This window comes from Ahniella affigens (assembly GCF_003015185.1).
Classification (GTDB): Bacteria; Pseudomonadota; Gammaproteobacteria; order Xanthomonadales; family Ahniellaceae; genus Ahniella; species Ahniella affigens.
In genome coordinates, this window is the sequence record NZ_CP027860.1 from 4,123,245 (window position 1) to 4,145,792 (window position 22,548).

17 protein-coding genes are annotated in these 22,548 nt (G+C 58.4%); 4 read left to right on the forward strand and 13 right to left on the reverse strand.

Going from position 1 to position 22,548, the window contains the following annotated elements:
• Positions 1 to 52: 52 nt before the first annotated feature.
• The gene (locus tag C7S18_RS15850) at positions 53 to 1,600 is read right to left on the reverse strand and encodes a DUF4394 domain-containing protein (RefSeq protein WP_170113302.1); all 1,548 of its coding nucleotides are present in this window, start codon (positions 1,598 to 1,600) and stop codon (positions 53 to 55) included.
• A gap of 1,034 nt (positions 1,601 to 2,634) precedes the next feature.
• Here C7S18_RS15850 and C7S18_RS15855 point away from each other — a divergent pair.
• The gene (locus tag C7S18_RS15855) at positions 2,635 to 3,063 is read left to right on the forward strand and encodes a PH domain-containing protein (protein WP_170113303.1); all 429 of its coding nucleotides are present in this window, start codon (positions 2,635 to 2,637) and stop codon (positions 3,061 to 3,063) included.
• Between the two features lie 1,974 nt (positions 3,064 to 5,037).
• Here the strand turns inward: C7S18_RS15855 and C7S18_RS15860 are convergent.
• Together C7S18_RS15860 and C7S18_RS15865 are read right to left on the reverse strand one after the other, a co-directional pair.
• The gene (locus C7S18_RS15860) at positions 5,038 to 5,811 is read right to left on the reverse strand and encodes a hypothetical protein (RefSeq protein WP_106892489.1); all 774 of its coding nucleotides are present in this window, start codon (positions 5,809 to 5,811) and stop codon (positions 5,038 to 5,040) included.
• Positions 5,808 to 6,365: an RNA polymerase sigma factor gene (locus C7S18_RS15865; RefSeq protein WP_170113304.1), complete on the reverse strand. Its 558-nt coding sequence runs from the start codon at positions 6,363 to 6,365 to the stop codon at positions 5,808 to 5,810. The genes C7S18_RS15860 and C7S18_RS15865 overlap by 4 nt, the downstream gene beginning before the upstream one ends.
• Positions 6,366 to 6,790: 425 nt before the next feature.
• On the opposite strand from C7S18_RS15865, the gene C7S18_RS15870 reads away from it, so the two are divergent.
• Positions 6,791 to 7,894, forward strand: coding sequence for a serine hydrolase domain-containing protein (locus tag C7S18_RS15870; RefSeq protein WP_240623913.1), 1,104 nt, complete (start codon positions 6,791 to 6,793; stop codon positions 7,892 to 7,894).
• 566 nt (positions 7,895 to 8,460) lie between these two features.
• Here the strand turns inward: C7S18_RS15870 and C7S18_RS24235 are convergent.
• From C7S18_RS24235 to C7S18_RS15925, 9 genes are all read right to left on the reverse strand, one after another.
• Positions 8,461 to 9,363 carry a hypothetical protein gene (locus C7S18_RS24235; RefSeq protein WP_146151957.1) on the reverse strand — a complete coding sequence of 301 codons (903 nt, stop codon included), beginning with the start codon at positions 9,361 to 9,363 and terminating at the stop codon, positions 8,461 to 8,463.
• Between the two features lie 3 nt (positions 9,364 to 9,366).
• Positions 9,367 to 10,212 (reverse strand): hypothetical protein, encoded by an 846-nt coding sequence (locus C7S18_RS15885; RefSeq protein WP_146151958.1) that lies wholly within the window; start codon positions 10,210 to 10,212, stop codon positions 9,367 to 9,369.
• Positions 10,213 to 10,740: 528 nt separating this feature from the next.
• Positions 10,741 to 10,995: a hypothetical protein gene (locus tag C7S18_RS15890; RefSeq protein ID WP_106892495.1), complete on the reverse strand. Its 255-nt coding sequence runs from the start codon at positions 10,993 to 10,995 to the stop codon at positions 10,741 to 10,743.
• Between the two features lie 108 nt (positions 10,996 to 11,103).
• Positions 11,104 to 11,889, reverse strand: a complete 786-nt coding sequence (locus C7S18_RS15895) for a restriction endonuclease subunit S domain-containing protein (RefSeq protein WP_106892496.1) — start codon at positions 11,887 to 11,889, stop codon at positions 11,104 to 11,106.
• Positions 11,890 to 13,109: 1,220 nt separating this feature from the next.
• On the reverse strand, positions 13,110 to 13,988 hold the full coding sequence (locus C7S18_RS15905) for a cytochrome c oxidase subunit 3 (RefSeq protein WP_106892498.1): 879 nt from the start codon (positions 13,986 to 13,988) through the stop codon (positions 13,110 to 13,112).
• 11 nt (positions 13,989 to 13,999) lie between these two features.
• The gene (locus C7S18_RS15910) at positions 14,000 to 14,575 is read right to left on the reverse strand and encodes a cytochrome c oxidase assembly protein (protein WP_106892499.1); all 576 of its coding nucleotides are present in this window, start codon (positions 14,573 to 14,575) and stop codon (positions 14,000 to 14,002) included.
• A 117-nt stretch (positions 14,576 to 14,692) separates the two neighbouring features.
• Positions 14,693 to 16,342, reverse strand: coding sequence for a cytochrome c oxidase subunit I (ctaD, locus tag C7S18_RS15915; RefSeq protein ID WP_106892500.1), 1,650 nt, complete (start codon positions 16,340 to 16,342; stop codon positions 14,693 to 14,695).
• A gap of 14 nt (positions 16,343 to 16,356) precedes the next feature.
• Entirely contained in the window at positions 16,357 to 17,289 is a 933-nt protein-coding gene (gene coxB / locus C7S18_RS15920; protein WP_106892501.1) for a cytochrome c oxidase subunit II, read from the reverse strand.
• A 14-nt stretch (positions 17,290 to 17,303) separates the two neighbouring features.
• Entirely contained in the window at positions 17,304 to 17,813 is a 510-nt protein-coding gene (locus tag C7S18_RS15925) for a DUF2244 domain-containing protein (protein WP_106892502.1), read from the reverse strand.
• A gap of 788 nt (positions 17,814 to 18,601) precedes the next feature.
• Between C7S18_RS15925 and tmk the strand changes: the two genes are divergently transcribed.
• Positions 18,602 to 19,276 carry a dTMP kinase gene (tmk, locus tag C7S18_RS15930; protein WP_106892503.1) on the forward strand — a complete coding sequence of 225 codons (675 nt, stop codon included), beginning with the start codon at positions 18,602 to 18,604 and terminating at the stop codon, positions 19,274 to 19,276.
• Positions 19,277 to 19,985: 709 nt separating this feature from the next.
• Positions 19,986 to 20,432: an FHA domain-containing protein gene (locus tag C7S18_RS15935; RefSeq protein WP_106892504.1), complete on the forward strand. Its 447-nt coding sequence runs from the start codon at positions 19,986 to 19,988 to the stop codon at positions 20,430 to 20,432.
• Positions 20,433 to 21,033: 601 nt separating this feature from the next.
• Here C7S18_RS15935 and C7S18_RS15940 read toward each other — a convergent pair.
• Positions 21,034 to 22,446, reverse strand: coding sequence for an SLC13 family permease (locus tag C7S18_RS15940; RefSeq protein WP_106892505.1), 1,413 nt, complete (start codon positions 22,444 to 22,446; stop codon positions 21,034 to 21,036).
• Positions 22,447 to 22,548: the final 102 nt, after the last annotated feature.

The window sequence follows — 22,548 nt, forward strand, 5'->3', positions numbered from 1 at the left end:
GGCACGCCCGTCTTGGCTCCCGCCCGACACAACCACTGGTTCCTCCAATGGTTCATTGCAGAATCGTCAATCCATCCAGCAAATTCACGGCATTCAACGCGCCGCCGATAATGCCCAGATCGGTCACGATGAAGTCATTGAGATTGAACCGGTACACATGATTGTTGTACATCAGGTAGGCCAGTTCGTTGTCGGCATCGATGTCAAAACCACCAATGTTGATTGGGTCGAATTCAGGCGGCAAACTGCCGATGGTTGAAGCAACACCAGTCGCCGCATTGATTTCCACGACGACCAGGGTTTCGGTGATGCCAATCAGGCGAGTGGTCGTGGCAAAGGCTTTCGAATTGGTGTAAGCAATGTGATACACCTGCGGGGGCCCACCGCCGGCGTTCACATCCCCGGCGGCCCAAGTAAGGTTGGGATTGGTCGAAGTCAGTCCGCCAGTGTCGGGATTGATACGCCGATTCAAAACATTGCTTGCCACCAAACGCAGCCGGTCTTGTACCGGATCAAATCCCATGCCGATACCACCCGCCGTGCCCGTGACCATGGGCAAATTGACTGTGCCGATCGGTGTGGCAGCGCCATTGGCTGGATTGATCTCGTACAGAAACCGGGCATTGCTCGACGCCAGATTACCGACCGAAAACAAGCGTTTGTCGCGCGGACGAAACGCCAGGCCGAGCACATTCTCCTGGCCCAGTCCAGTGACCGGGATGACACGCACCGCTTGCAAGTTGTCAGGGTCAAAACTCACTAACTGCTGCGCACCAAAGTCATAGGCAAAAAACCGCTTGGATTCAAAGCCATTGGTGAACAGATTCGTGTTCAAGATGACGGGGTCAAACACAGCTTCGGCATTGATGCCGAACACCACGGTAAAAACCGCAGAACCGCCAGCCGGAATCACGCGATTTGTCCAGTGCATACCCGCGCTGAAATCACCTGCGCTGAACGGCAAGCCGGTGTTTTCGAAATTGTCGACCGCTGTGTTCGAGAGCACCGCGGCCACATCGGTGGCGCCGAAGGGTCGAACCAAATAGCCATCGGCGTCATTGGATGCGTAAATGCCGCGGTTGGTGCCGGCATCGAATATGCGGATGACATAAGGCTGACCACCCACCAGAACGGCTTGATCATCTCCGGCAGAGGGTTGCACGTCCATGTCGAGCATGTGAAAGACGTCGATCGTCACCGGCCCCGTGTTCGGATTCTGCACTTCCAGTTCAAGAATCATCGAGCCGCCCTCCACCGAAGCCGGGGTGACCTTGGCATTGGTGACAATGCCGGTTTCCGTTGCATTCAATGGCGTGGTGAAAAAACCGAAGGCAAAACCGGTCCAAGTGTTCAGGGACGTATTGCCCGAATAGTTTTGTGTGGTTGGCACCGGCATGAAGGATTCTTGCGTGGCAGTTTGCACGCGATACCACCAGCCCGTCTCAAAGATGTGGTCCTGCGTGGTGATTGGCGACACGCCAATAAAATTGGCCGCGGGACTGTCATCGAAAGCCGATGTTGGGCGAACAAAACTCGCAGTGGACCCATTGTTGATCTCGGAGATGGTTCCTTGCGCCAGAACTTGACCAGCAAACAACATGGTCAAAGCAAGCAGAAAAAGCGCCCGTCGTATTGCCTTTCTCATAACACCCCGATCGATGGTTGAAAATCACTTCGTCGTGCGTCCCTGCATGCCATGCAGCAAGAAATTGCAAACGCCGCCAATCCTTTCCGGCGTGGTGTCTTCGACGTCCGTGTGACCCATGCCATCGAACCATGGCACAAAATCTTCATGGACGGTTCTGCTTCTGGACGATAGCAGGTGTCTTCCCCTCACCGGAGGCCAAGGCGGGCTGACGAAGCCTCCGAACTTGTTCAGCGGTTCCTGCGGTGCGCAGCTTGGCGGTAGGCGGGCCAGCTCTGGACGCATCGAATATCAGCGAGATCGGCTTGCTGATTGGCTACTGTAGGCGGGGCACGGCAATGAGACGGCTCAGTGGCGCGGATTTCCAAGGATTCATGGGTGTCTAGGCTCCCTTTTCCACCTAGCCAGAGATTGCGCGCCGACACGATTCCCCATTGCATGGCCGCCAATGCAGCTGGCGCCGAGAGCGACAACTGGATCGCTGTCTTGCCAGCTGCGAACAGATGAGTGTCCACGAGCTCTTTATCCACCAGCTCTGGCCGAATTCGACTGATGTGACCTGCCCTCGGGGATCTAAGAGTGACTACGCCCCGTCTAGACAAGCACGTTGACACGGCGATACGGCGCGGGCTTCTAAACAGTGGTCTATCGGGAATCCACCTAGCCAGCCCAACGATTGGACACCCAATCCAGCTGAAGCGCTTGCCGGATTGATGAGTGTCTCCTATTGCTGCTTGAAGGTGGCTGTCCGTCTTGCCCCCTCCAAGAGTTGGATGACATTCGCCACCGGTCAAATCTGCGGCAGGCTTCCTGGCACACAAACGCCATTGCTGCCGTGCAGATCCACAGGCGTTGCGCGTGGATTTGTTGCCCAGCTGTTTCTTCAACCGTAGAGCCGGCTGTATGCTCGCTGTCTGCCACTCTTCGCGGCCGGCTGCCGCTTAGTTTTGATGTTGGGTGCGTGCATGCTCCAGGTTGATCACCGCCGAATGTTTCAAAGTAACGGGCTCATAGATGACTTCGTTGTCTATGGAGCGCCTAGCGACTACCTTGAATTCGCAAGAGCGGTTCAAACTGCGATCCTTGGTGAAGGCGTTGTAACGCTCCGCACGTCATCAGGATTCGTTATTGAGATCGCAGTCGTCACGTTCCGAGACGCGTTGTTCACATCGCTTCAGAATCAGGATGACGAGTATTTATCAACGGACGATTGGGACAAGCGGGACATTCTTAGGATCCAAGGAAGCACGACGGTGCTTGAGCAATTGCACCTTTTCCTGAAGGACTTGTCAGGGCGTGGCGTGGGGTATAGCTACCTTGCTGAATACTCTGACGAGCTCTCCTACTGCGATTCTTCGCCAGAGTGGCGGCTCCACGTGACCGACCCAATCTATAGCGTTCCGGCGACACTCAACTAATGACCTGCTCAATATCAGCCACCCTGACCTAGCTCTTGGCGGCATTGAAGCCTGGGAAGCTTGAAGCACACGACGTCGTGACGCCTACACCCTTACTTGAGCTGATGGCAACGGCATGGCACCGTCCACCGCTCAGCCCAAGCGCCAGGCCTTCCGACGCAGGTTCCCGATGCCCCGTTCGAATCGCACAATGGTGTCCAGGGGGTTCACGGTGACTTGGACCCGAAATTGTGTCGATTCAGCCTATTCTGAGCGGTTCGAATGCGCCGACCGGTGGCGTCATGAGACAGCGGTCGAACCGTGCTCGGTCTCTCCGTTGTAACGCTCTCGACACGTTGCAGTCGCGCGAAGGGCTTGCCGGTTGATCGGACGTCCACCTAGCCAGAGACTGCGCTCCAACACGATTCCCCATGGCCCGGCCACCAACGCACCTTTGCGCCGAGAGCTCTAACTTGATCGCTGTCTTGCCAGCTGTGCAACGGTGAACAGATGGGTGTCTACGAGACCTTCCGGCTGTGCAGCTGTGAACAGATGGGTGTCCACGAGACCTTGGTGTTCACGAGACCTTCCGTCCTTGGCAGTGTGCCGCGACGCTTTTCTCTGACCGGCCCCACCGGCGCATTGGGCGATTTCTGAAACTGCCCTCAGAAATTTCTGAGCCCGGACCACCTTAGGGGAGAAACTTTGCGCTGAGATGGCCCAGTGGCGCGGATTTCTTGAGATTCATGGGTGTCTTGGCTCCCCCTTAGGCCAGCCAGGGAGGTTGTACCAGCGTCCAGGCTGGCCCGAAGGGTCTGGTAGAGTCACCAAGGCCCCATCACGGATCGGCAGGTAACTGCGTGACGATCAACTGTACTCAGACTAAGAATCGCGCTCAGTATCGACCAGTAGTCGTATTGGCTTGGCAGACGCAAGTCCAAGCGGCCAAACCGCGCGTCCGCCGACGCTTGATTTGGCTAGCTTGCTTGACTGCACTGGCCTTGTTGCCCGCACTAACCGGCATCTTGCCGTTGCTGCCGCTGGTGCCGATCCTTCTGGTCTTGAGCTTTTTCCTCGGCTTTACGCTACGAAACTCCGTCTATCTTCAACTTTGCTGCCCACATTGCGGCCAAGCAGTTCGTGGAGCTTTGTTTTCACGTATTGAGAGCCCGCCCGACTTATGCCCAGACTGCAACCATTGGCTTACGCCCCGTTGCGAATCAATTACGAAAAGCGACTGACGCCCGACGACCACTGTCGCCCAAGACCTTCCCGCAACCGGTACTGACGAATGCCAAGTCACCTCGTCGATCGGACGATCGGACATCCAACTAGCGAGAGCATACGCTCCGACGCGATTCCCCATTGCATGGCCACCAACGCACCTGGCGACGAGAGTGATAACTTGATTGCAGTCTTGCCTGCTGCGAACAGATGGGTGTCCACGAGCTCTTGGGTGTCCACGAGCTCTTGTCGAGAGACCCGTTCGAGCAACCTTGGTGATCGCGTTCGGAATCAATGACGAGCGCGAGCGTTAGGTCAGGTCGCCGCGAGCTTGAACCTCGCCCCGGATCAAGTCCGGGGCGACGAATCGCAAGCATGTCTGTTGAGGCAAAACCGTTGCGTCAGACGCTAGAAATGAGCGGTTTCCCACGGCGTTCCAATCCACCTCTCGTCACCCCGGACTTGATCCGGGGTGGGTTTGAAGTTCTTGCAGTCGCATCGAGGCTATGTTTAAGCGCCAAATATTGTCCTGCCCCAACTCTTTCACACACCCTGTTCAGACGGGGTGATGCGCTTTGGACCGAGATTCACGATGACGCAGAAGCATGCCGTCACCTTTGATTTCGCCCGGAATAGCGGGCCTCCAGAAGACATGCATTTCCGGGTTGGGCGCTCATGGACAGCGGAGGGCGCTCATGGACAGCCACTTTTCTATTCTGACTCATTCTAAAGGTGGCTGTCCGTTTTGCCCCTCAGCTTCCGTTTTGCCCCTCAGTCCTGATCGTTCTGCACCAGCCGATAGCCAGGGGGCAAGATACTGCTCAAATGGCCAGGCGGCACCGTCACGTTGAACTGGAATCGATAACGTATTTGCAGATTCGCCTCGCCAGTCTGCTCCATCGCGATCGGCAGGCCATCGGCATCGACCCACAGCTGCAGCTGCGTCGCGCCGACATCCAGCGCCCAGCCGTGCGTCTCGCGTCCATCAATTATGCGGGTCTGCTCCAGTCTCGTCGCCTCGCCCTGAAATGCGCGGATTTCTTTGAGCCAATCCAGGCTCGCGTCGGGCCTGGGTTCCACATTCGGCAGCGACATGATGCTGGCTTCCCTGGGCTCATGCAGCAGCACCATCAGCTGGTGCCGCGTCTGATCGACGATCACACTCATCTGCTCGCCGACATCGGTGCGCACGCTGCCGTCGGCGCTCACCAACATCTCGGTGGATTGCAGCAATGCGCCGTTGTGATGCTGCTCCACCCGCATGGCCAGCGTCTTGAAATCCATGAAATGCGCGCGCGCAGCGGCGAAAGCACGGCCACTGTCGGGCAGCAGCGGCAAGACCAGCATGGCGGCCACGGCCAATGTCGCGACAGCGGCAAACGCGAGCCGGCGACGCGGCGGGAGATCCGGTGCGGGCCGCACATTCTGCAGACTAGCGTTGAGTCGGTGCTGGGCCGCGTTGATCGCTGCTTCCGGGACCACAGTCGTCGCCGCCACATGTTGCGCGAGTGCGCTGGAGAGTTCGTTGTGGAATGTCTGATTCATGACCGATCCTCCTGTGATACTTGTGCGATATCAGCTTCAAGCCGACGCCTGGCGCGGTGCAGACTGACGCTGACGCTGTTTTCACTCAGTCGCAGTGCGCGGGCGATGTCGGCGATCTCGAGTCCTTGCAGATAACGCAGTCCGAAGCACTGCGCCTCACGTCGCGACAGTCGCGCAAGCGCCGAGCGCAGTCGCCGTGCGCGCTCTTGCTCAAGCCCGACCTGCTCCGCCGAACTTGCTGCAACTGGCGCCTGTGCGCGCCAAATCGGCAACAGGCGCCACCAACGCTGTTGTCTGCGCAGCACATCGATGGCGGCGCGTGTCGATGCGGCCGTCAGATATGCCGGCCAGGAGTCGACATCGTATTGCGGCGATTCGATCAGCCGCAGGAACACGTCCTGTTGCACGTCCTCGGCCAATGCCGCATCGCCGAGCACGCGATAGGCTGCTTTGTAGACCAGGGCGCCGTACAGTTGTGCCAGTGTGGCCGGGTCATGGGATAACGCGTGTTGAGACAATGAGTGACTCCGGCTGTGCAGGGAAGGGAAGGACATCAGGTTCTCCGGTGACTGACTACCCCACAGACGAACCAGCATGACAAATCTTACGACGGCGCCATCCCTTCCACGATTGCGCGAAGTGCCGCCAACCGTCTGCCTCCCCGGTCGTGAGAGACCGCTCCGACTGCCCTCTTCCTTGGCGCGGCGGGCTGGCCGCACGTCGGATCAGGGTGCGCGCCACGACGCTCCCCGACCCGCTTCCGCGGCACGATCACGGCGCTCAACCGAGTTGCCACCAAGGCACTGTAAGAAAGCCCAGCCAGGCGCGTCATCGCAGACATCACCCGAGGAGATCCGCCATGTCGCGCCATTGCATGCCACCGTCACTGCATTCTCATCCAGGCCACCGCAGCGTTCGCGTCCACCGCGGCCTGCTGCGGTTACTCGCCCTGTGCGCCGCACTGTGCTGCATGCCCGCCATGGCCAGACTGCCCAGTGCTGCTGAACTCGATGCCGAGGTCGCGGCTGCAATGCAGGCCACTGAGGCGCGTGGCCTCGCGATTGCCGTGATCGACAAGGGCCGCGTGCAGTACACACGCAGCTACGGCGAACGCAACACCGCTGGTCAGCCGCTGCAGACGGACACCATCATGTACGGTGCCTCACTGACCAAGGCCGCCTTCGCCTACATGGTGATGCAATTGGTCGACGAGGGCCGGCTCGATCTGGATCGTCCGATCGCCGAGTATCTGGACCGGCCCCTGCCCAGTTATCCCGACGAAGAGGGCTATGGCCCGTGGCGCGATCTGGCGGACGATCAGCGCTGGCGCCTGTTGACCCCGCGCATCCTGCTGACGCACAGCGCCGGATTTGCCAATTTCGCCTTTCTCGAACCCGATGGCAAGCTGCGCATGCATTTCGATCCCGGCACGCGCTACGCATATTCCGGCGAGGGCCTGATCCTGCTGCAGTTTGTGCTGCATCGCGGGCTGGGGCTGGATGTCGGTGCCGAGATGCAACGGCGGGTGTTCGATCGCCTCGGCATGACCCGCACCAGCATGACGTGGCGCGCGGATTTTGCCGACAACCTGGCCGATGGCTGGGACATCGGTGGCACGCCGCAGCCACACGATGAGCGCAGTCGCGTCCGCGCAGCCGGTTCGATGGATACCAGCTTAGACGACATCGCCCGCCTCGCTGCCGGCTACGTACGCGGAGACGGTCTCTCGGCCAAAGCCCGCGCCGAACTGGTGCGTGCGCAGCTGCCCATCACCAGCCTCAGTCAGTTTCCGTCGCTGCAGCCCGAGCTCGCACCCAAACAACGCCACAAACATCTGGCCTCGGGCCTCGGCGTCATCCGCTTCCAAGGCCCGCAAGGGATCGGCTTCATGAAAGGCGGCCACAATGACATCACGGCCAACACCTGGGTGTGCGTGGAGCGTGGCCAGCGCTGCGTGGTCATACTTGCCAACGATGTGCGCGCCGAGCCGGCCTTCCCGCGCCTGGTGGCCTTCGTGCTCGGCAACACCAACGCGCCCTGGCGCTGGGAATACGGGACCATGACATTCTGGAAGCACGAATAGTCGACCTTGGCGAACGCAAGCGCTTCGGTCAGCTGGGCGCTCATGGAGGCGCTCTTGGATCAAAGGAGGCGCTCATGGACAGCCACTTTTCTGTTTCGACTCATTCGACAGGTGGCTGTCCGTATTGCCCGCGAAAGCGATCCCGCTGTCAACCGCCTCAAGCCCCACACCTGAAACCGAACATCCGCCGCTCGCAGTCGCAAGGCACTCGCTTCCTGAAAAACGCCGATTACGGGCGGATTTTGGTCGCCGTCTACAAGCTGTGCCAGCGGTGAACCAATGGATGTCCACGAGCGCTGCGATCGCGGGGTAAAGCCAAGTTGGGAGCCATCCGTGGCTGGGGGAGGCGTCATGGTGGCAGTCTGGATCACTGCGGACATTGGGAGATTTCTGAATTTTGCCTCAGAAAAATCGGAAAAGTGGGTGGGCTGGGAGTTCCCTGCCCCGGCGGCGTCTGACTAAATGGCGGCCTTTCGAGCTGTGAGTAAATGGGTGTCCACGAGATCGGCCCCCATCGAATACGAACACCAGACGGAACGCGAAGCGGCGGGCAAGTCTCTCTGAAGTTACGCAACCTTACTCCATCTTACGACGGCATCGGCAAGCTCATCTGCGGAATCCACCATTTCGACATCAACTTGCTGCGCTCGCAAAGCGGATGAAGTCAGCTTGATCTCGTTATCGATATCTTCTTTATGCTTCCCTACCGACAGAGGTCTGAGCACGAATGTTCTCAGATTGAGCTGGGGTTCAGCGGATTTCAGAAGCACCATGTTACGGAGCGTCCGAAGTAAATGTTTTGCCACAGAATCGACTGTCGAATACGCATTGATGATATCACCTGCCCGACCACTAGTTCTATCGTAAAGTGGCAACCTGATTTGCTCAAATCCTCCAAGACCAAAATTCAGTCTAATCGGCTCATCAGAAAGCATCTTCGAGAAACGTACCGGATCTCTGGCCAAGAGCAGAGTTCTGACTCTGGAGTGAAGGTTGGACTGAAACCCAGGCGCCATGTGGACGATCGACGGAGCGCTACTGCGAACCGCTAAGCCACGAACTTGCAAATTGCTTTCTCTCAGCTTAACCAGACTATGGAATGTTCGACTAAGCACTTCGTTCCTATCCATTCCGCGAACTCTGAAAGGTCGCCCAAATTCCACGCACTCGCTTATGGGAGGCAATCTTGGATCCCACCTCTCGAGCTTCAAGCTGGCCTCTACGGATGACAGGAGCCGTTCAAAAGACAAAAAATCAATAGCATCCCCATAAAGGCACTTAAGTCCGGCCAGACCATCAACAAACTTGCATTCAACGCGCCCTCCGTGTGCAACAACTGCAACTCCCACATTGATCCGGTCACCTGCATTTGGAAATGGCAGTAACCGAACGGCAAAGGCTCTCGCCGAAGTAACCTTGACACTGGAAGGCCCGCCACCTTCCATCGGCGCAATCTTTTCTTGTCTCATGACTCAAGCCACGAGACCAAATCTACTGGCGGCGTGATCCAACTCCATTCGATCAAGCAAGAATTTATTCACAGCGTCGATCTCCGGCTTAGCCAATTCGTTTTCCACAAGCACCGCCAACCTTGTAAGAGTGGCGGGCAAGACAGCTTGGGCGCGATCATAGTATGCAAGTGCACGACTCCCCAAGCTAGCAGCTTGATTCATAGCTAGGCAAATGTTCATCAATTTGTTGGCGTAAAGGGAGCGCCCGTCTAGCGACTGAGGTGTCCATGCGTTACCACCAAGACATTGGTCATGATCTATAAGAACAAAGCCCGAGTCTTTCGAGCCCAAGATGTTTCCGATATTGCGATCAACATTCGCAACAAGGTCGTCGAATGCAATGACATCTGCCAGAATCCCTGCACTTTCAAGCTCCGCAAGAATATCTTTCAGTATCCTAGCCCTAAGGTCGGGAAATCGCTCAAATGCGTCCCAGTTGTAACGCGCCTTCGTAGACTTTTCGTTGACTAGCTGAGACCACCATGCGAGACATTCACCCTTCAATTGGGGACGTCTTTTCCAAAGAGGCAGGTCGGGTGCAGCCCGCTTAGTGATTTTGATGATCCCAAATCGCGGAGGCATCGGCATCTTAAGAACCTCTGCCACATGGCTGCCGATTAGCTCGTTGACAATACCTCTGTTCGGCCCTGAAGCGTTAAGCGCTGCCACCTTCACTACGCACAAGATCGGGCTCTCTGATGCGGCCGGAAGCAAATGCGCACGATGAGTATCTCCTTGTGACTTTTCCAAAGCATCAGGAGACTCAATGTTCAAGTAACATGATTCAGAAAGGATTTCAGCAGGCATAAGGCTTCCCACAGCTCTCATTTTCCATCGCTTCTCTTTGCATTCATCAAACCCCATGCTTCGTCATTCTAGCCTCAAAATTCGCCTATACCGACTGCTTTACTAGGCTCGCGACAAACCCAAAATCCGGTGATTCGACAGATGCGGACGTCTTTGAATGTGAGTCCCTGGCAGCGGTGCTTCGCTAACGTTGCGAATTGTTCCTGACCAAGGCGAGTTCATGCCAAACACCTCTCAACTCAACGTTCGCAGCCTCGTTCTAGAGATGCTTAATCTCTTCATAGCTCCTTCGGCAGAGCAATGAAGAGAATAGGACAAAGGTCTCGACAAAGGGCACTTGACCTAGTATCGGTACAAACAAAGTTATCATATTTGTCAGTTCCGTTTCGGCAAATGGAGCAGACTGCATCCCCCATTGAAAATATTTCTGGAACGAAGTTCGGAGGGATATTGGCATACATCATTCACATGCCCTGCATGGTTTGCCTTGTGCGGCGCCTGGCCAGTGGTGATTTGTATCCAGGACCCCTACTCCTTAGTCTCTTTGGCAGCCTTGATAGCTGCCTCCAGCGCTTTCACGCTTGTGCACAGAGTGGCTAGGTCCTCCCATTTAAGCTTTACACCCTTGGCTTTCGTCGTCTTTCCTTTGCACCATACAAGCCCTGTCATTGTTGCGTAGCAATCTCCAACTTGAGCCTTCCCGTCCGGGCTACGAACCTCGAGCTCGATTCCGCTTTGCTTGACTTGCATTTCCACATCAAATGATTTGATCCACACTTTCATTTTTGAGTCCTCCGTTGGCTTCCTATGAATCCGAATTGCGTTTACCGCTTACTGTTTCCCAGTTTCCGGCGATCTGAACTAGCGATCGACATGCCTAAGAGTGTTCTCTTATATGCCGAAGTACTTTACAACAAGGTTGAATCCTTCCAAGTCCTTTGCCGAAATCTCCCGCTCCGAGTTCACTAATCGACCAGCATGAACTGCTTCATTTCTATTTCTCTGAAGCTCTACCAACTGACTTATAGGAAACCCTGTTTGCTGATCGAGCTGAAGCACCCGAACGTAGTCCAAGAGCTTGTTTAGCCCCAGTGATCGGTCGTTCTCGAGATGTGACGGGCTCACCCCTTGCTCAATAAGCATCTGGTAGAGAATGACTTCACAGATTGCTCCGGCGAGTATTGCTGCAGTTCGATATCTATGGTTCCTGGTATTTAGCAGATAGTCGTTGTGTAGTTCGCCGATGAGTCGGGAGAACGGATTGTTCAATTTGACCACCGAGAACTCCTTTGCGGGACGAATGCGCGTTACCCGGGTTGGCAAAGGAATCGGAAGATCCATTAGAGTGGACTTCGGCACGCGAAGAAAGACCAAACCGTTTGCGCGCGCAACCAAGTACTCAGCTACGGGCTGTTGGGACAAGAACCAGAACAAATAGTGTGGAGTGATTTTGTGTTGCGCCGCAAACTCGTTCAGCGGCAGCGGAGCCGAGAACCCTTTGTGAGGGGTATCTTTCTCCAGAATCTTTATCCGGAGCTGCCGGTCACCTGATGCCATCACGACTAGCACACCTGCGGGAATCGTGTGGCCGGATCGAATGGGCTCAGTCAGCGCTTTCAGCGGCACGCGTTTGTTCTTAGCGAACTTGCGATCCAAAAAGGAGTTAAGCGTATCCATGGCGCCAGGCTATCTTGTCCGTTCTTTGGCATGTAGGCCGCCGACTGCTTCTCTTGGTGCAAAGAGGGTGGGCAGCTGCTTTCATGACCGCGAGTGTCTGCTCATCAGTGTATGCAGCCTAGGTAATTGACGCCGAACCTAGAATTTGCGAAGCCCGACAGCCTGCCTGAACAGCTTGGTGCTATATAGAGGCCGGCGCCTTCTAAACTGAAATAGGGATTCGCTGGATCATCTCGTGGGGGTGAAAATCCGTCGATGTATTGATTGCGACCCATTAGGGCGTACCGTAGTGAAGCCCAGAGCTCGAAGCCCAACTCAACCATAGTGCTAGGCTCGTATCCAAAAGAGCCGCCGGCGCGAACAAGTTTTCGTACGATGCCCATTTCCTCCAGAAGCATCCCTCCAAGCGCATGGGCTGCGTGGTCAGCTACTTGAATCCCACAGACGCTTCTGGAGTCGCAGTTTGCGAATAGGGTAACTCCGCGTTCGCCTAGGCTATTCGCTTCTTTCGCATCAACGCGAATTCCTTGGTCCAGATATACTGTATGCTGTTCTTGGGAAAGCAGGCCTGCATCGAGCAATTGAACTATTAGTCTCGCGCAGTAGTCTCCCAGCCTCGCGCGATCGCTGCTTGGAGCGACTACCAATCCCAAATTTGATTGACTGAGAATTCTCGCGACCACATTGCGCTGAGCAAGGCCTAGTTCGTTACCAAGCTTAATGCTGCTGCTTTTGTACTCATGTGTCTGTGGATCTAGCCCAAGTTGGCTCCATTGTTCCGACACCAAAACCGTAAGATTCTCTTTAGAAACGACCAACGCCCCAACAATGAAGCCGCCAGCGTCGCGGATCGTTTCATCGAAGTAGCAAAATGCCATCTGACTGGACCTAGCCAAGCCTACATACGACGACTTAGGGATGAGGCCAGGGTGTCAAACACCCAAAGCCGAAACGCGCGTGACTGTTCATTGGGTTCCCTCCAAGTATGCATTCATAGTCGATCGTCAAATCTGCGGTAGCTGGCATCTGGACCAGCACCGGGTCTGTCGGAACCTACATCACAACTCGGTTGCGTGCAATCTAGAGCAGTGTTGACAAGGGGGCCTACTAAGGATTCGACTAGGTACTCGGATTCAATAGCTTCATCTACATTTCCGGACAAAGGCAAAAACCCCGCCTCTCGGCGGGGTTTTTTCACAACACCACAAGCCCAACCAGGCCTACAGCACGTAAACAAACAAAAACAACCCCAACCAAACCACGTCCACAAAGTGCCAATACCACGCCACCGCTTCAAACCCAAAATGCTGGTCTTTGCTGAAGTGGCCTTTAGCGCAGCGGAACCAGATGATGAGGAGCATGATGGTGCCGAGGGTCACGTGCATGCCGTGGAAGCCGGTCAGCATGAAGAAGGTGCTGCCGTAGATGCCGGAGCCGAGCGTTAGGCCGAGTTCGTGGTACGCGTGGGCGTACTCGGTGCCTTGGTAGTACAGGAAGAGCACGCCGAGGGCGACGGTGGCGCCGAGCCACACGAGGAGCTTGGTGCGTTGGCCGGCGATCAGGGCGTGATGGGCGATCGTGATCGTGATGCCGGAGGTCAGCAGGATCAGGGTGTTGAGCAGCGGCAAGCCCCAGGCTGGGATGGTTTCGAATGCGCCGCCCACGTTGGCGGGGCCGTTCGTCGGCCATGCGGCGGTGTAACCGGGGTACAGGAACTGATTGGTCAGGTCGCCGGAGCCTTCGCCACCCAACCATGGCACGCTGAACATGCGGGTGTAGAACAGGGCGCCGAAGAACGCGGCAAAGAACATGACTTCGGAGAAGATGAACCAGATCATGCCCATGCGGAAGCTGATATCGACCTGGCGGTTGTAGAAGCCCTTGACCGATTCGCGGATGACGTCGCCAAACCAGCCGAACAGCATCAGGATCATGGCGGCGAGGCCGGCCCACAGGATCGGTTTGCCGATCGCGTGGTGGTTCAGGGTCAATGAGGCCCCGATCATGGTGGTGAACAGTCCCAACGTGGCGATGATCGGCCAGCGGCTGCCATGCGGCACGTAGTAGATGTTCGGATCGTGGGTTTCGGTGTGGGCCATAGGTTTCCCCATCAGGATTTTGGTGTGCCGGCTACCGGGTCGTTGCCCGCGTAGTTGGACACAGGGTTGAACACATATCGAAAGGTGATTGTCTCGACCGATTCCGGCAGCTGGTCATTGATCATGAACCGCACCGGCATCTCGCGCGACTGCCCAGCCTCTAAGTGCTGCTGGGTGAAACAGAAACACTCGGTCTTGGCCAGATACGCCGCGCTCTCGCCGGGCGCGGTCGAAAAAATGGCCTGACCGTTCATGCCAAAGGCGCCCAGATTGCGCGCCACAAATTTGGCCGTGGCGGGCTTGCAGGTTTCGATTTCCATCGCGCTGTGCTCGGCAGTGAGCTGCCAGGGCAGGTTCGCATCGACGCTGGTATCGAACTCGATGCGGATCTTGCGCGACTTGGCGCCGTCGGCACAGACGGGATTGGCGACCGCTTCCATCGTCGGCTTGATGCCGAGAATCTGCTCGCACAGCACGTCGTAAAACGGCACCAACGCCCAGCCAAACCCGAACGCGAGCACGGTTGCCAGCAGGCCCCATTTGAGGACCCGCCGATTCGCTTGCGCGCGCTCAGTTACCAGGCTCATCGGCCAAGAATCCCGCTGAGCCAGAACGCGGCATAGATACCCACCACCACCACACCCAAGAGGAGTGCGGTGCGGCGGGCTTTGCGTTGGCGCTGCTCGAGCTCAGTCATGACGGGCTCAGTGCGTGACGTCGCCATGAGCCAGCTTGGAATCGTCGATCACGGGCGGCACGGTGAAGCTGTGGTACGGCGCTGGCGACGACACGGTCCATTCCAGACCGCGCGCGCCTTCCCACACTTGGTCGGTGGCCTTGGCGCCACGCTTGCGCACGGCGACGTCCCAGATGATGTAGGCAAACAACAGCTGGCTCAGGCCAAAGCCGAAGGCGCCGATCGTGCTGACCTGATTCCATTCCAGGAATGCAATGTTGTAGTCCGGAATACGGCGCGGCATGCCGGCCAAACCCAGGAAGTGCTGCGGGAAGAACAGCAGGTTGACGAAGATCGTCGACAGCCAGAAGTGAATCTTGCCCAGACCTTCGTTGTACATGTGACCCGTCCACTTCGGCAGCCAGTAGTACGCGGCGGCCATGATCGAGAAGATCGCGCCAGTAACGAGCACGTAGTGGAAGTGGGCGACGACGAAGTACGTGTCGTGATACTGGAAGTCGGCCGGGACAATCGCGAGCATCAGGCCCGAGAAGCCACCGATCGTGAACATGATGACGAAGCCGACGGCAAACAACATGGGCGTTTCGAAGCTCATCGAGCCGCGCCACATGGTCAGCACCCAGTTGAACACCTTGATGCCGGTTGGCACGGCGATCAGCATGGTCGCGTACATGAAGAACAGCTCACCACCCAGCGGCATGCCGACGGTGAACATGTGGTGCGCCCACACGATGAACGACAGGAAGGCGATCGACGCAACGGCGTACACCATGGCCTGGTAGCCAAACAGCGGCTTGCGAGCGAAGGTCGGGATGATTTCCGAGACCACGCCGAACGCCGGCAGAATCATGATGTAGACCTCGGGGTGACCGAAGAACCAGAAGATGTGCTGGAACATCACCGGGTCGCCACCGCCAGCGGCATTGAAGAAGCTGGTGCCGAAGAACTTGTCGGTGAGCAGCATGGTGACCGCACCGGCGAGTACCGGCATCACGGCGATCAGCAGGAACGCGGTGATCAGCCAGGTCCACACGAACACCGGCATCTTCAGGAGGTCCATGCCCGGGGCGCGCATGTTGAGGATCGTGGCGATGATGTTGATCGCACCCATGATCGAGCTGATCCCCATCATGTGCACGGCGAAGATCGTGAACGCGAGGTTGTCACCGCCCTGCAGCGACAGCGGCGGGTACAGTGTCCAGCCACCGGCCGGGCCGCCACCACCAATGCCGAACAGGTACAGAATGAGCGGCAGCAGCAGTACGGTGAACGCGAACGGCATGATCCAGAAGGACCAGTTGTTCATGCGCGGCAGCGCCATGTCGGGCGCGCCAACCATCAGCGGCACCATCCAGTTGGCGAGACCGACGAACGCCGGCATGACGGCGCCGAAGATCATGACCAGCGCGTGCATGGTGGTCATCTGGTTGAACACTTCCGGATGCAGAATCTGCAGACCCGGTTGGAACAGCTCGGCGCGGATGAAGAGCGCCATCAGGCCGCCGACAAAGAACATGATCAGCGAGAACAACAGGTACATCGTACCGATGTCTTTGTGATTGGTGGCGTACAGCCAGCGGTTCACAAAGCCCTTCGGCTTGTGGTCGTGGTCGTCGTGATGATCGTGCGTGTGATCGTGGGTTGCGGTGTTTGCCATGATTCAATCCTCAATCAGTTTGCCGTCGGCGCAGCAGCGCCGAGGTTGGCTGCAGGCGCGGCAGGCGCAGCAGCAGCGACCGTGGCAGCCGGCGCTTCAGCGCCCGCAGCGGCCAGGGCGGTGTTTTCCGGCAGCTTGTAGCCCGGTTGCGCCGCGAGCCATTGTTCGAACTCAGCCTTGGGCTTGAATTCGACGACGATCGGCATGAAGCCGTGGTCCTTGCCGCACAGTTCGGCGCACTGGCCACGATAGATGCCCGGCTCTTTCACTTCGGTCCAGGCTTGGTTGATCTTGCCGGGGATGGCGTCTTGCTTCCAACCCAGGTTTGGCACCCACCACGCATGGATCACGTCTTCGGCGGTCAGCACGAAGCGGATCTTGGTGTCGGTCGGCAGCACGAGCGGGCGATCGACTTCGAGCAAGTAGTTCGGCACGGTAGCCGGATCAATGCCCGAATGCAGCTGGCGGGCTTCGTCGCTGGTGCGGGCCAGCGAGCTCATAAAGCCGACGCCTTTATCGACGTACTCGTAGCGCCACTTCCATTGGTAGCCGGTGACCTTGACGGTCATTTCTGACTGGCGCGTGTCGGCCATATTGATCAGCACCTTGGTGGCCGGCCAGGCCATGGCGACGAGGATCAAGCACGGCACGGCGGTCAGCACAATTTCGACTTTGTCGTTGTGATGCCATTTCTCGGCGACCGCGCCTTTGGACTTGCGGAAGCGGAACATGGCGACCGCCATCATGCCGAACACGATGATGCCGATCACGACGCAGATGTACAGCACGATCATGTGCAGGTCGAACACGGCTTTCGATGTGTCTGTGACACCCGGCGTCATGTTCAGCTGCCATTTCTGCGGATCCGCCGCGAAGGCGGCGCCTGTGAGCAGCGTGGCGGCGAGACTCGCAGCCAGGAGACCCATTCGTTGCCATGTTGACTTCATTCGCTTGTCCTCTTTCAGGGTTGGCCTGAACTTGATTCGAAATTCGTAGTGCCGGCCAGAGCGGCGCGCAGTGATGCTGCCGCCTCCAGCCGTTCGTGGGCGCCCAGAAGCCGTCCGATCTCGAACGACCGCCCATGCGATCGCAGGATCAGCCGGCAACGTTCGCCGGGTATTTCATCGGGGGTCAGCAGGCGCACCCATTGGGGGTGGAACCGGGCGACCTCCTGCATTTGCCCGCGCACCAGCCAGTGCACGGACAGGGCTTCGGCGTCGAGATCGATCCGCTCCGCGCGCTCGCCCGAGCGCCAAATGGCGCGCCAGGCAGCGGCGACGATGAGCACATCAACCGTGGCGAAGGCTGGTGCAAACACGTTGCCGTGCCAGGCACTGACCAACGCCACGACCATCGCGGCCAAGGCGATCAGGATAAACACGGCGGCAAACGTGTGCGGACCAAGCGCCCGATTGGGGCTCAATATCCAGCTGTACCGTCGGTTTTCCGGATCGGAATCGGTCGCGATCATCGGACGCTCTGCAATAACCGGGTGATTCTATCGGCCCGGTGCGCTGCTCAGCAAGAAATGCCGGTTCGGCAGGTTGTGAAGGATGGGCGTGAAAATTGGGTCCCAGATGCGAATTGCTGCTATTTGCGGGGGTTGCTGGCGCGGTTTTGGTGGGGCGGGCTTGGGGTCCTGATTGCTTTGGCTTTGGCCGAGACAATAGTTTCATATTAGGGGGCCGCGGAAATACTCGGAATTGGGGGCGCGCGGTGAGGTCGAGGCAGTGGCCTTGCGCGGTCTCGTTGGCCCCGACATCGGATGCTGGCTCACCGCGAGATTGCCCTGAGTCCCGACTTTCCAGGCTGTGTGAAAACATTTGAGCAGGACAATATTTGGCGCTTCAACATGGCCTCGGTGCGGCTGCAAGACCTTCAAACCCACCCCGGATCAAGTCCGGGGTGACGAATCGCGAGAGTGTCCGTCGAGGCAAAGTCATTGCGTCAGACGCTAGAAAGGATCGTTTCCCCAAGGAGTTCCAATCCACCTCTCGCCACCCCGGACTTGATCCGGGGTGGGTTTCAAGCTCGCGGCAAACTGACCCACTATTTGCGCTCATCATCGCTTCCGAACCCGATCGGCCAGATTGCTCGAACCAGTCCTTCGTTGTTTCCACACAGTCTGTTGCGTCGGGATGACGAACTTGGGGCGCGCCACGAGTTTGATCTGGGTCCTTGCATTCATCAGGACGACGAAAGGGCCGTTCCAAGCTGCTCAGCATTGACGCCAGCCCGTCAGACGGCGAAAGTGACGGGATGCATACCCCCACTCCTCCCGGATTCCTGCTGGTCATCGACGGGCTCGATGGCGCCGGCAAATCGACCCTCATCCAAGGTCTGGCTGCCGCACTCACCCAGCGCGAATGCGTGCTGAGCCGCGAACCCACCTACGGCCAATACGGTCGGCAATTGCGCGAATCGGCAGCGACGGGGCGGCTGTCGCCGGCCGCCGAGCTCGACTTGCTGGAGCTCGATCGGCGCGAGCATGTGCAGACGCTGATTCTGCCCGCCCTCGCCCGCGGCGCCATGGTCATCATCGACCGCTACTACTACTCCAGCGTTGCGTATCAGGCGCTGCACGGCAGTGCTCAGTCGATCCTGGATCGGTTCACGGCGTTCGCGCCGCGCCCCGATCTGGCGCTGATTTTGGATTTGCCGGTCGCGACGGCGATTGCCCGCATTCAAGGCCGGGGCGAAGGCCAGAACGACTTCGAACGGGCCGATACGTTGAACCGCTGCCGTGAACGGTTTCAGTGGGTGCTGGCCCATTGCCCGGAAACGCGGCTGTTGGATGCGACGCAGGATCCGGCAGCGGTCTTGTGCGAGGCACTCGGTCAGATCGCGCTGGCAAGTGTGGCCCGAGCGACCAGTCGCGAGGCTTCGACCAGCGCTCAGGCCAAGGAAGTCGCCTGGTTGCTGGCTAGGCAGTAGCCCTGGCCTCCCCTTTGAGGCACTGATTCGTGCGTCAGACAGCCGGGGACGATGCGCCATTCTTACGACGATGCCGTGCCGCAAGTAGCCCTACCCAGGAACCTCTCTAAAATCAGAGCGTTATGGCCCCTGCTTCGAATTCAAATTGGCTGTAAAGTGGACATGTTCCGGAGCGAAAGCCAGCAGCGCCAAGAGCTTCATCAGTCAATTACTGTTGGATCGGGCCCCGTCTTTTAGGGGCAGACACAGGGGTCTGCCCCTACGGATTTTGGGGGACAGCCGGTGATTTGGATCGGTTCCGGTACAACGACGCAGTAAGGCAAGTAGCCCTCTCCCCAGCCCTCTCCCACTCGCGTGGGAGTCCAGCCGCCCCTTTGGTGCGCTTATTCGCGCATCAAACTGTCAGCGACGGTGGGCGATTTTCACGACGCCACAGTGTGGCAAGTAGCCCTCTCCCCAGCCCTCTCCCACTCGCGTGGGAGAGGGAGCGCTCCCTCCCCCGCGAGCGCGGGGGAGGGTTGGGGAGGGGGTTACTTGCGACTAGATTTGGGCATCACGCACGAGATTATGGAGTTAATAAGCAACGGTTTATATTGTGTTCGACACGAGCAATTTGCCGTCGAAAAACGCCCCCCAATCGCAGCGATCCCCCACCGTCAACTCCTGTGCCACACCGCCAGAATGTGACGCAGTTGGCTATTATGGGCCCATGTTGCGCATCCGCATTCGGTTTCTGTCTGGGTCGAAGGAGGGCACGGTCGAAGTGTTCCCGACCGCCCGGTACGACTGTCTGTATTTTGGCCGGGACGCCAGCTGCGACGTGCGGTTTCACCCCGATCAAGACCCCATGGTCAGCCGCAATCATGCGGTGCTGGAATGGCGACCCCAGGACGGGCCGCAGCCCGTGCGGGTGCTGCTGAGCGACCTCTTGTCGAGCAACGGCACGTTTCTGAACGACCGCCCGGTGCGCGAGGCCACGGTGGTCTTCAGCGGCGATTTGGTCCGCTTTGGCCGGGGCGGGCCGCTTGTCCGCATTGAGCTGGAACGAGCCGAACCACGTGATGGCGAGGAGCGGCCGGCGGTGCGTCAAACTCAGGAAATGCCGCGCGCAGAAGTCGCCGACACGCAGCGTCGAAAGATCCCCAACGAGCCGTAGCGGGCTGGCTGCGCAGGCTGTGTGAAAACGGTTGGAGGTTCCAGCGCCACCTCATTGGCGTCATCCCGACGCAAGTCGGGACCCAGGGCAATCTGGCCGCGGTGCCGCAAGTATTCTGGGTCCCGACTTGGCAGGCTGAGTGAAAACCTTTGGGCAGGACAATATTTGGCGCTTCGACATAGCCTCGGTGCGGCTACAAGACCTTCAAACCCACCCCGGATCAAGTCCGGGGTGACGAGAGATGGATTGGAACTCCTTGGGGAACCGATCCTTTCTAGCGTCTGAAGCAACGACTTTGCCTCGACAGACACTCTCGCGATTCGTCACCCCGGACTTGATCCGGGGTGGGTTTCAGGCTCGCGGCAAACTGACCCATCATTTGCACTCATCATCGCTTCCAAATCCGATCGGCGAGGTTGCTCGAACCAGTCCTTTGTTGTTTTCACACAGTCTGTTGCGTCGGGATAACGGCAACAGAGTAAGTCGCCTTGCGATGGCGTCCGACGCCAGGAACGCAGCCGCCAAAGCTGTTTTCACACAGCCTGTGCGACCGGGATGCGCGTGACTGAGCATCGCCGCGCACGCAAGGTCGCACCTGCGGTCAGCGAAACACCAGCCAGCAAATCACGCTCAGCACGATCACGCCGATACCATCGAGCACCGAGCCTTCTCGGATCATGCGTTTGAGCGGCACGTGCCCACTGCCATAGGCCACGAGATTCGGCGCCGTTGCCACCGGCAGCATGAAGCCGCAGCTCGCTGCCAGCACGGCCGGGAACATCAGCACGGCGGGGTCGATACCCGTTGCCTTGGCCGTCGCCGCCAGAATCGGCATCAACAACACTGCCGTGGCAGTATTGCTGGCGATCTCCGACAACAACGTAATGCCGGCCACCACGCCCAGAATCAATGCCCACGTTGGCAGCACCTTCAGCGCTGTCAGTTGATTGGCCAGCGCTGCCCCAAGCCCGGATTTTTCGAACGCCGTGGCCAGCGCAATGCCGCCCGCAAACAACAACAACGCGCCCCAGGGAATGCGCTCGGCGGCCTGCCACGTGAGCAAGCGCTGGCCTCGACCATTGCTGACCAGCCCCATCAGGATCACGCCGAAAATCGCGATGCTGGCGTCGTTGACCTTGAGCCCCACGCGGCCCGTCCAACCGCCATACGGCGTGGTTCGAAACACCCAGAGCAGAATCACCAGACCAAACAGGGCCAACACCCGGCGCTCACCGGGCGACCACGCCCCAAGTGGCGGCAGGCTAGCTTTGGGCGAATCGCCTAGATGGCGGCCCAGCCAGAGGCACATCAATGGCACCATGATCAGGATGATCGGTATGCCAATCCGCATCCATTCGAAAAAGTCGAATTGCGTGCCTGTGGTCTCCTGATACACCTGCATGAATACGAGATTGGGCGGCGTGCCAATCGGCGTGCCCCAGCCGCCGATGCTGGCGGCATACGCGATGGTCAAGATCAACGGCACGCGCAGCCGGGTGTCGGGATACGACGCGCAGATCGCCATGGCGACCGGCAACATCATCAGCGTTGCGGCGGTATTTGAGATCCACATGCTGATCGCCGCCGTCGCAAAGCCAAAGCCAAACAGCAGGCGCCGACCATTGCGGCCGCCGAACAAATGCACCATCCACAGGGCCATCCGTCGATGGGCGCCGTTGGCCTCCAGCGCTGCGGCCAGCATGAATCCGCCCATCAGCAGCAGAATCAACTCATTGCCAACCGACTCCGCGACCTGCGCGGGCGTCAGCACACCGGCGGCTGGCAGCGCTGCCAATGGCAGCATCGACGTGAAGGCAGCCGGCACCGGTTCGGTCAGCCACCAAATGGCGACCCACAACAATAGTCCTGATGTGATGGCCAGCGCAGACTGCTCCGGCCCGTTCCAAAGCCAGGCGGTCAGCGCCAGCCCGAGTGTCGGGCCCAGCACCAGGGCCAGCCGCTGAACCGTTGGGTTAGCTGCGGTTTCGGGGTCGCGCACATCCTGTTCATCCATTTCCGGAACTCGGTCAAGGTTTTCGACATTGCCGGCGTGAAAGTCGCGCTGGCGCTTGGGACTTCCTTATACTCGCCGAACTGTCCAGGGGATACGAGACCC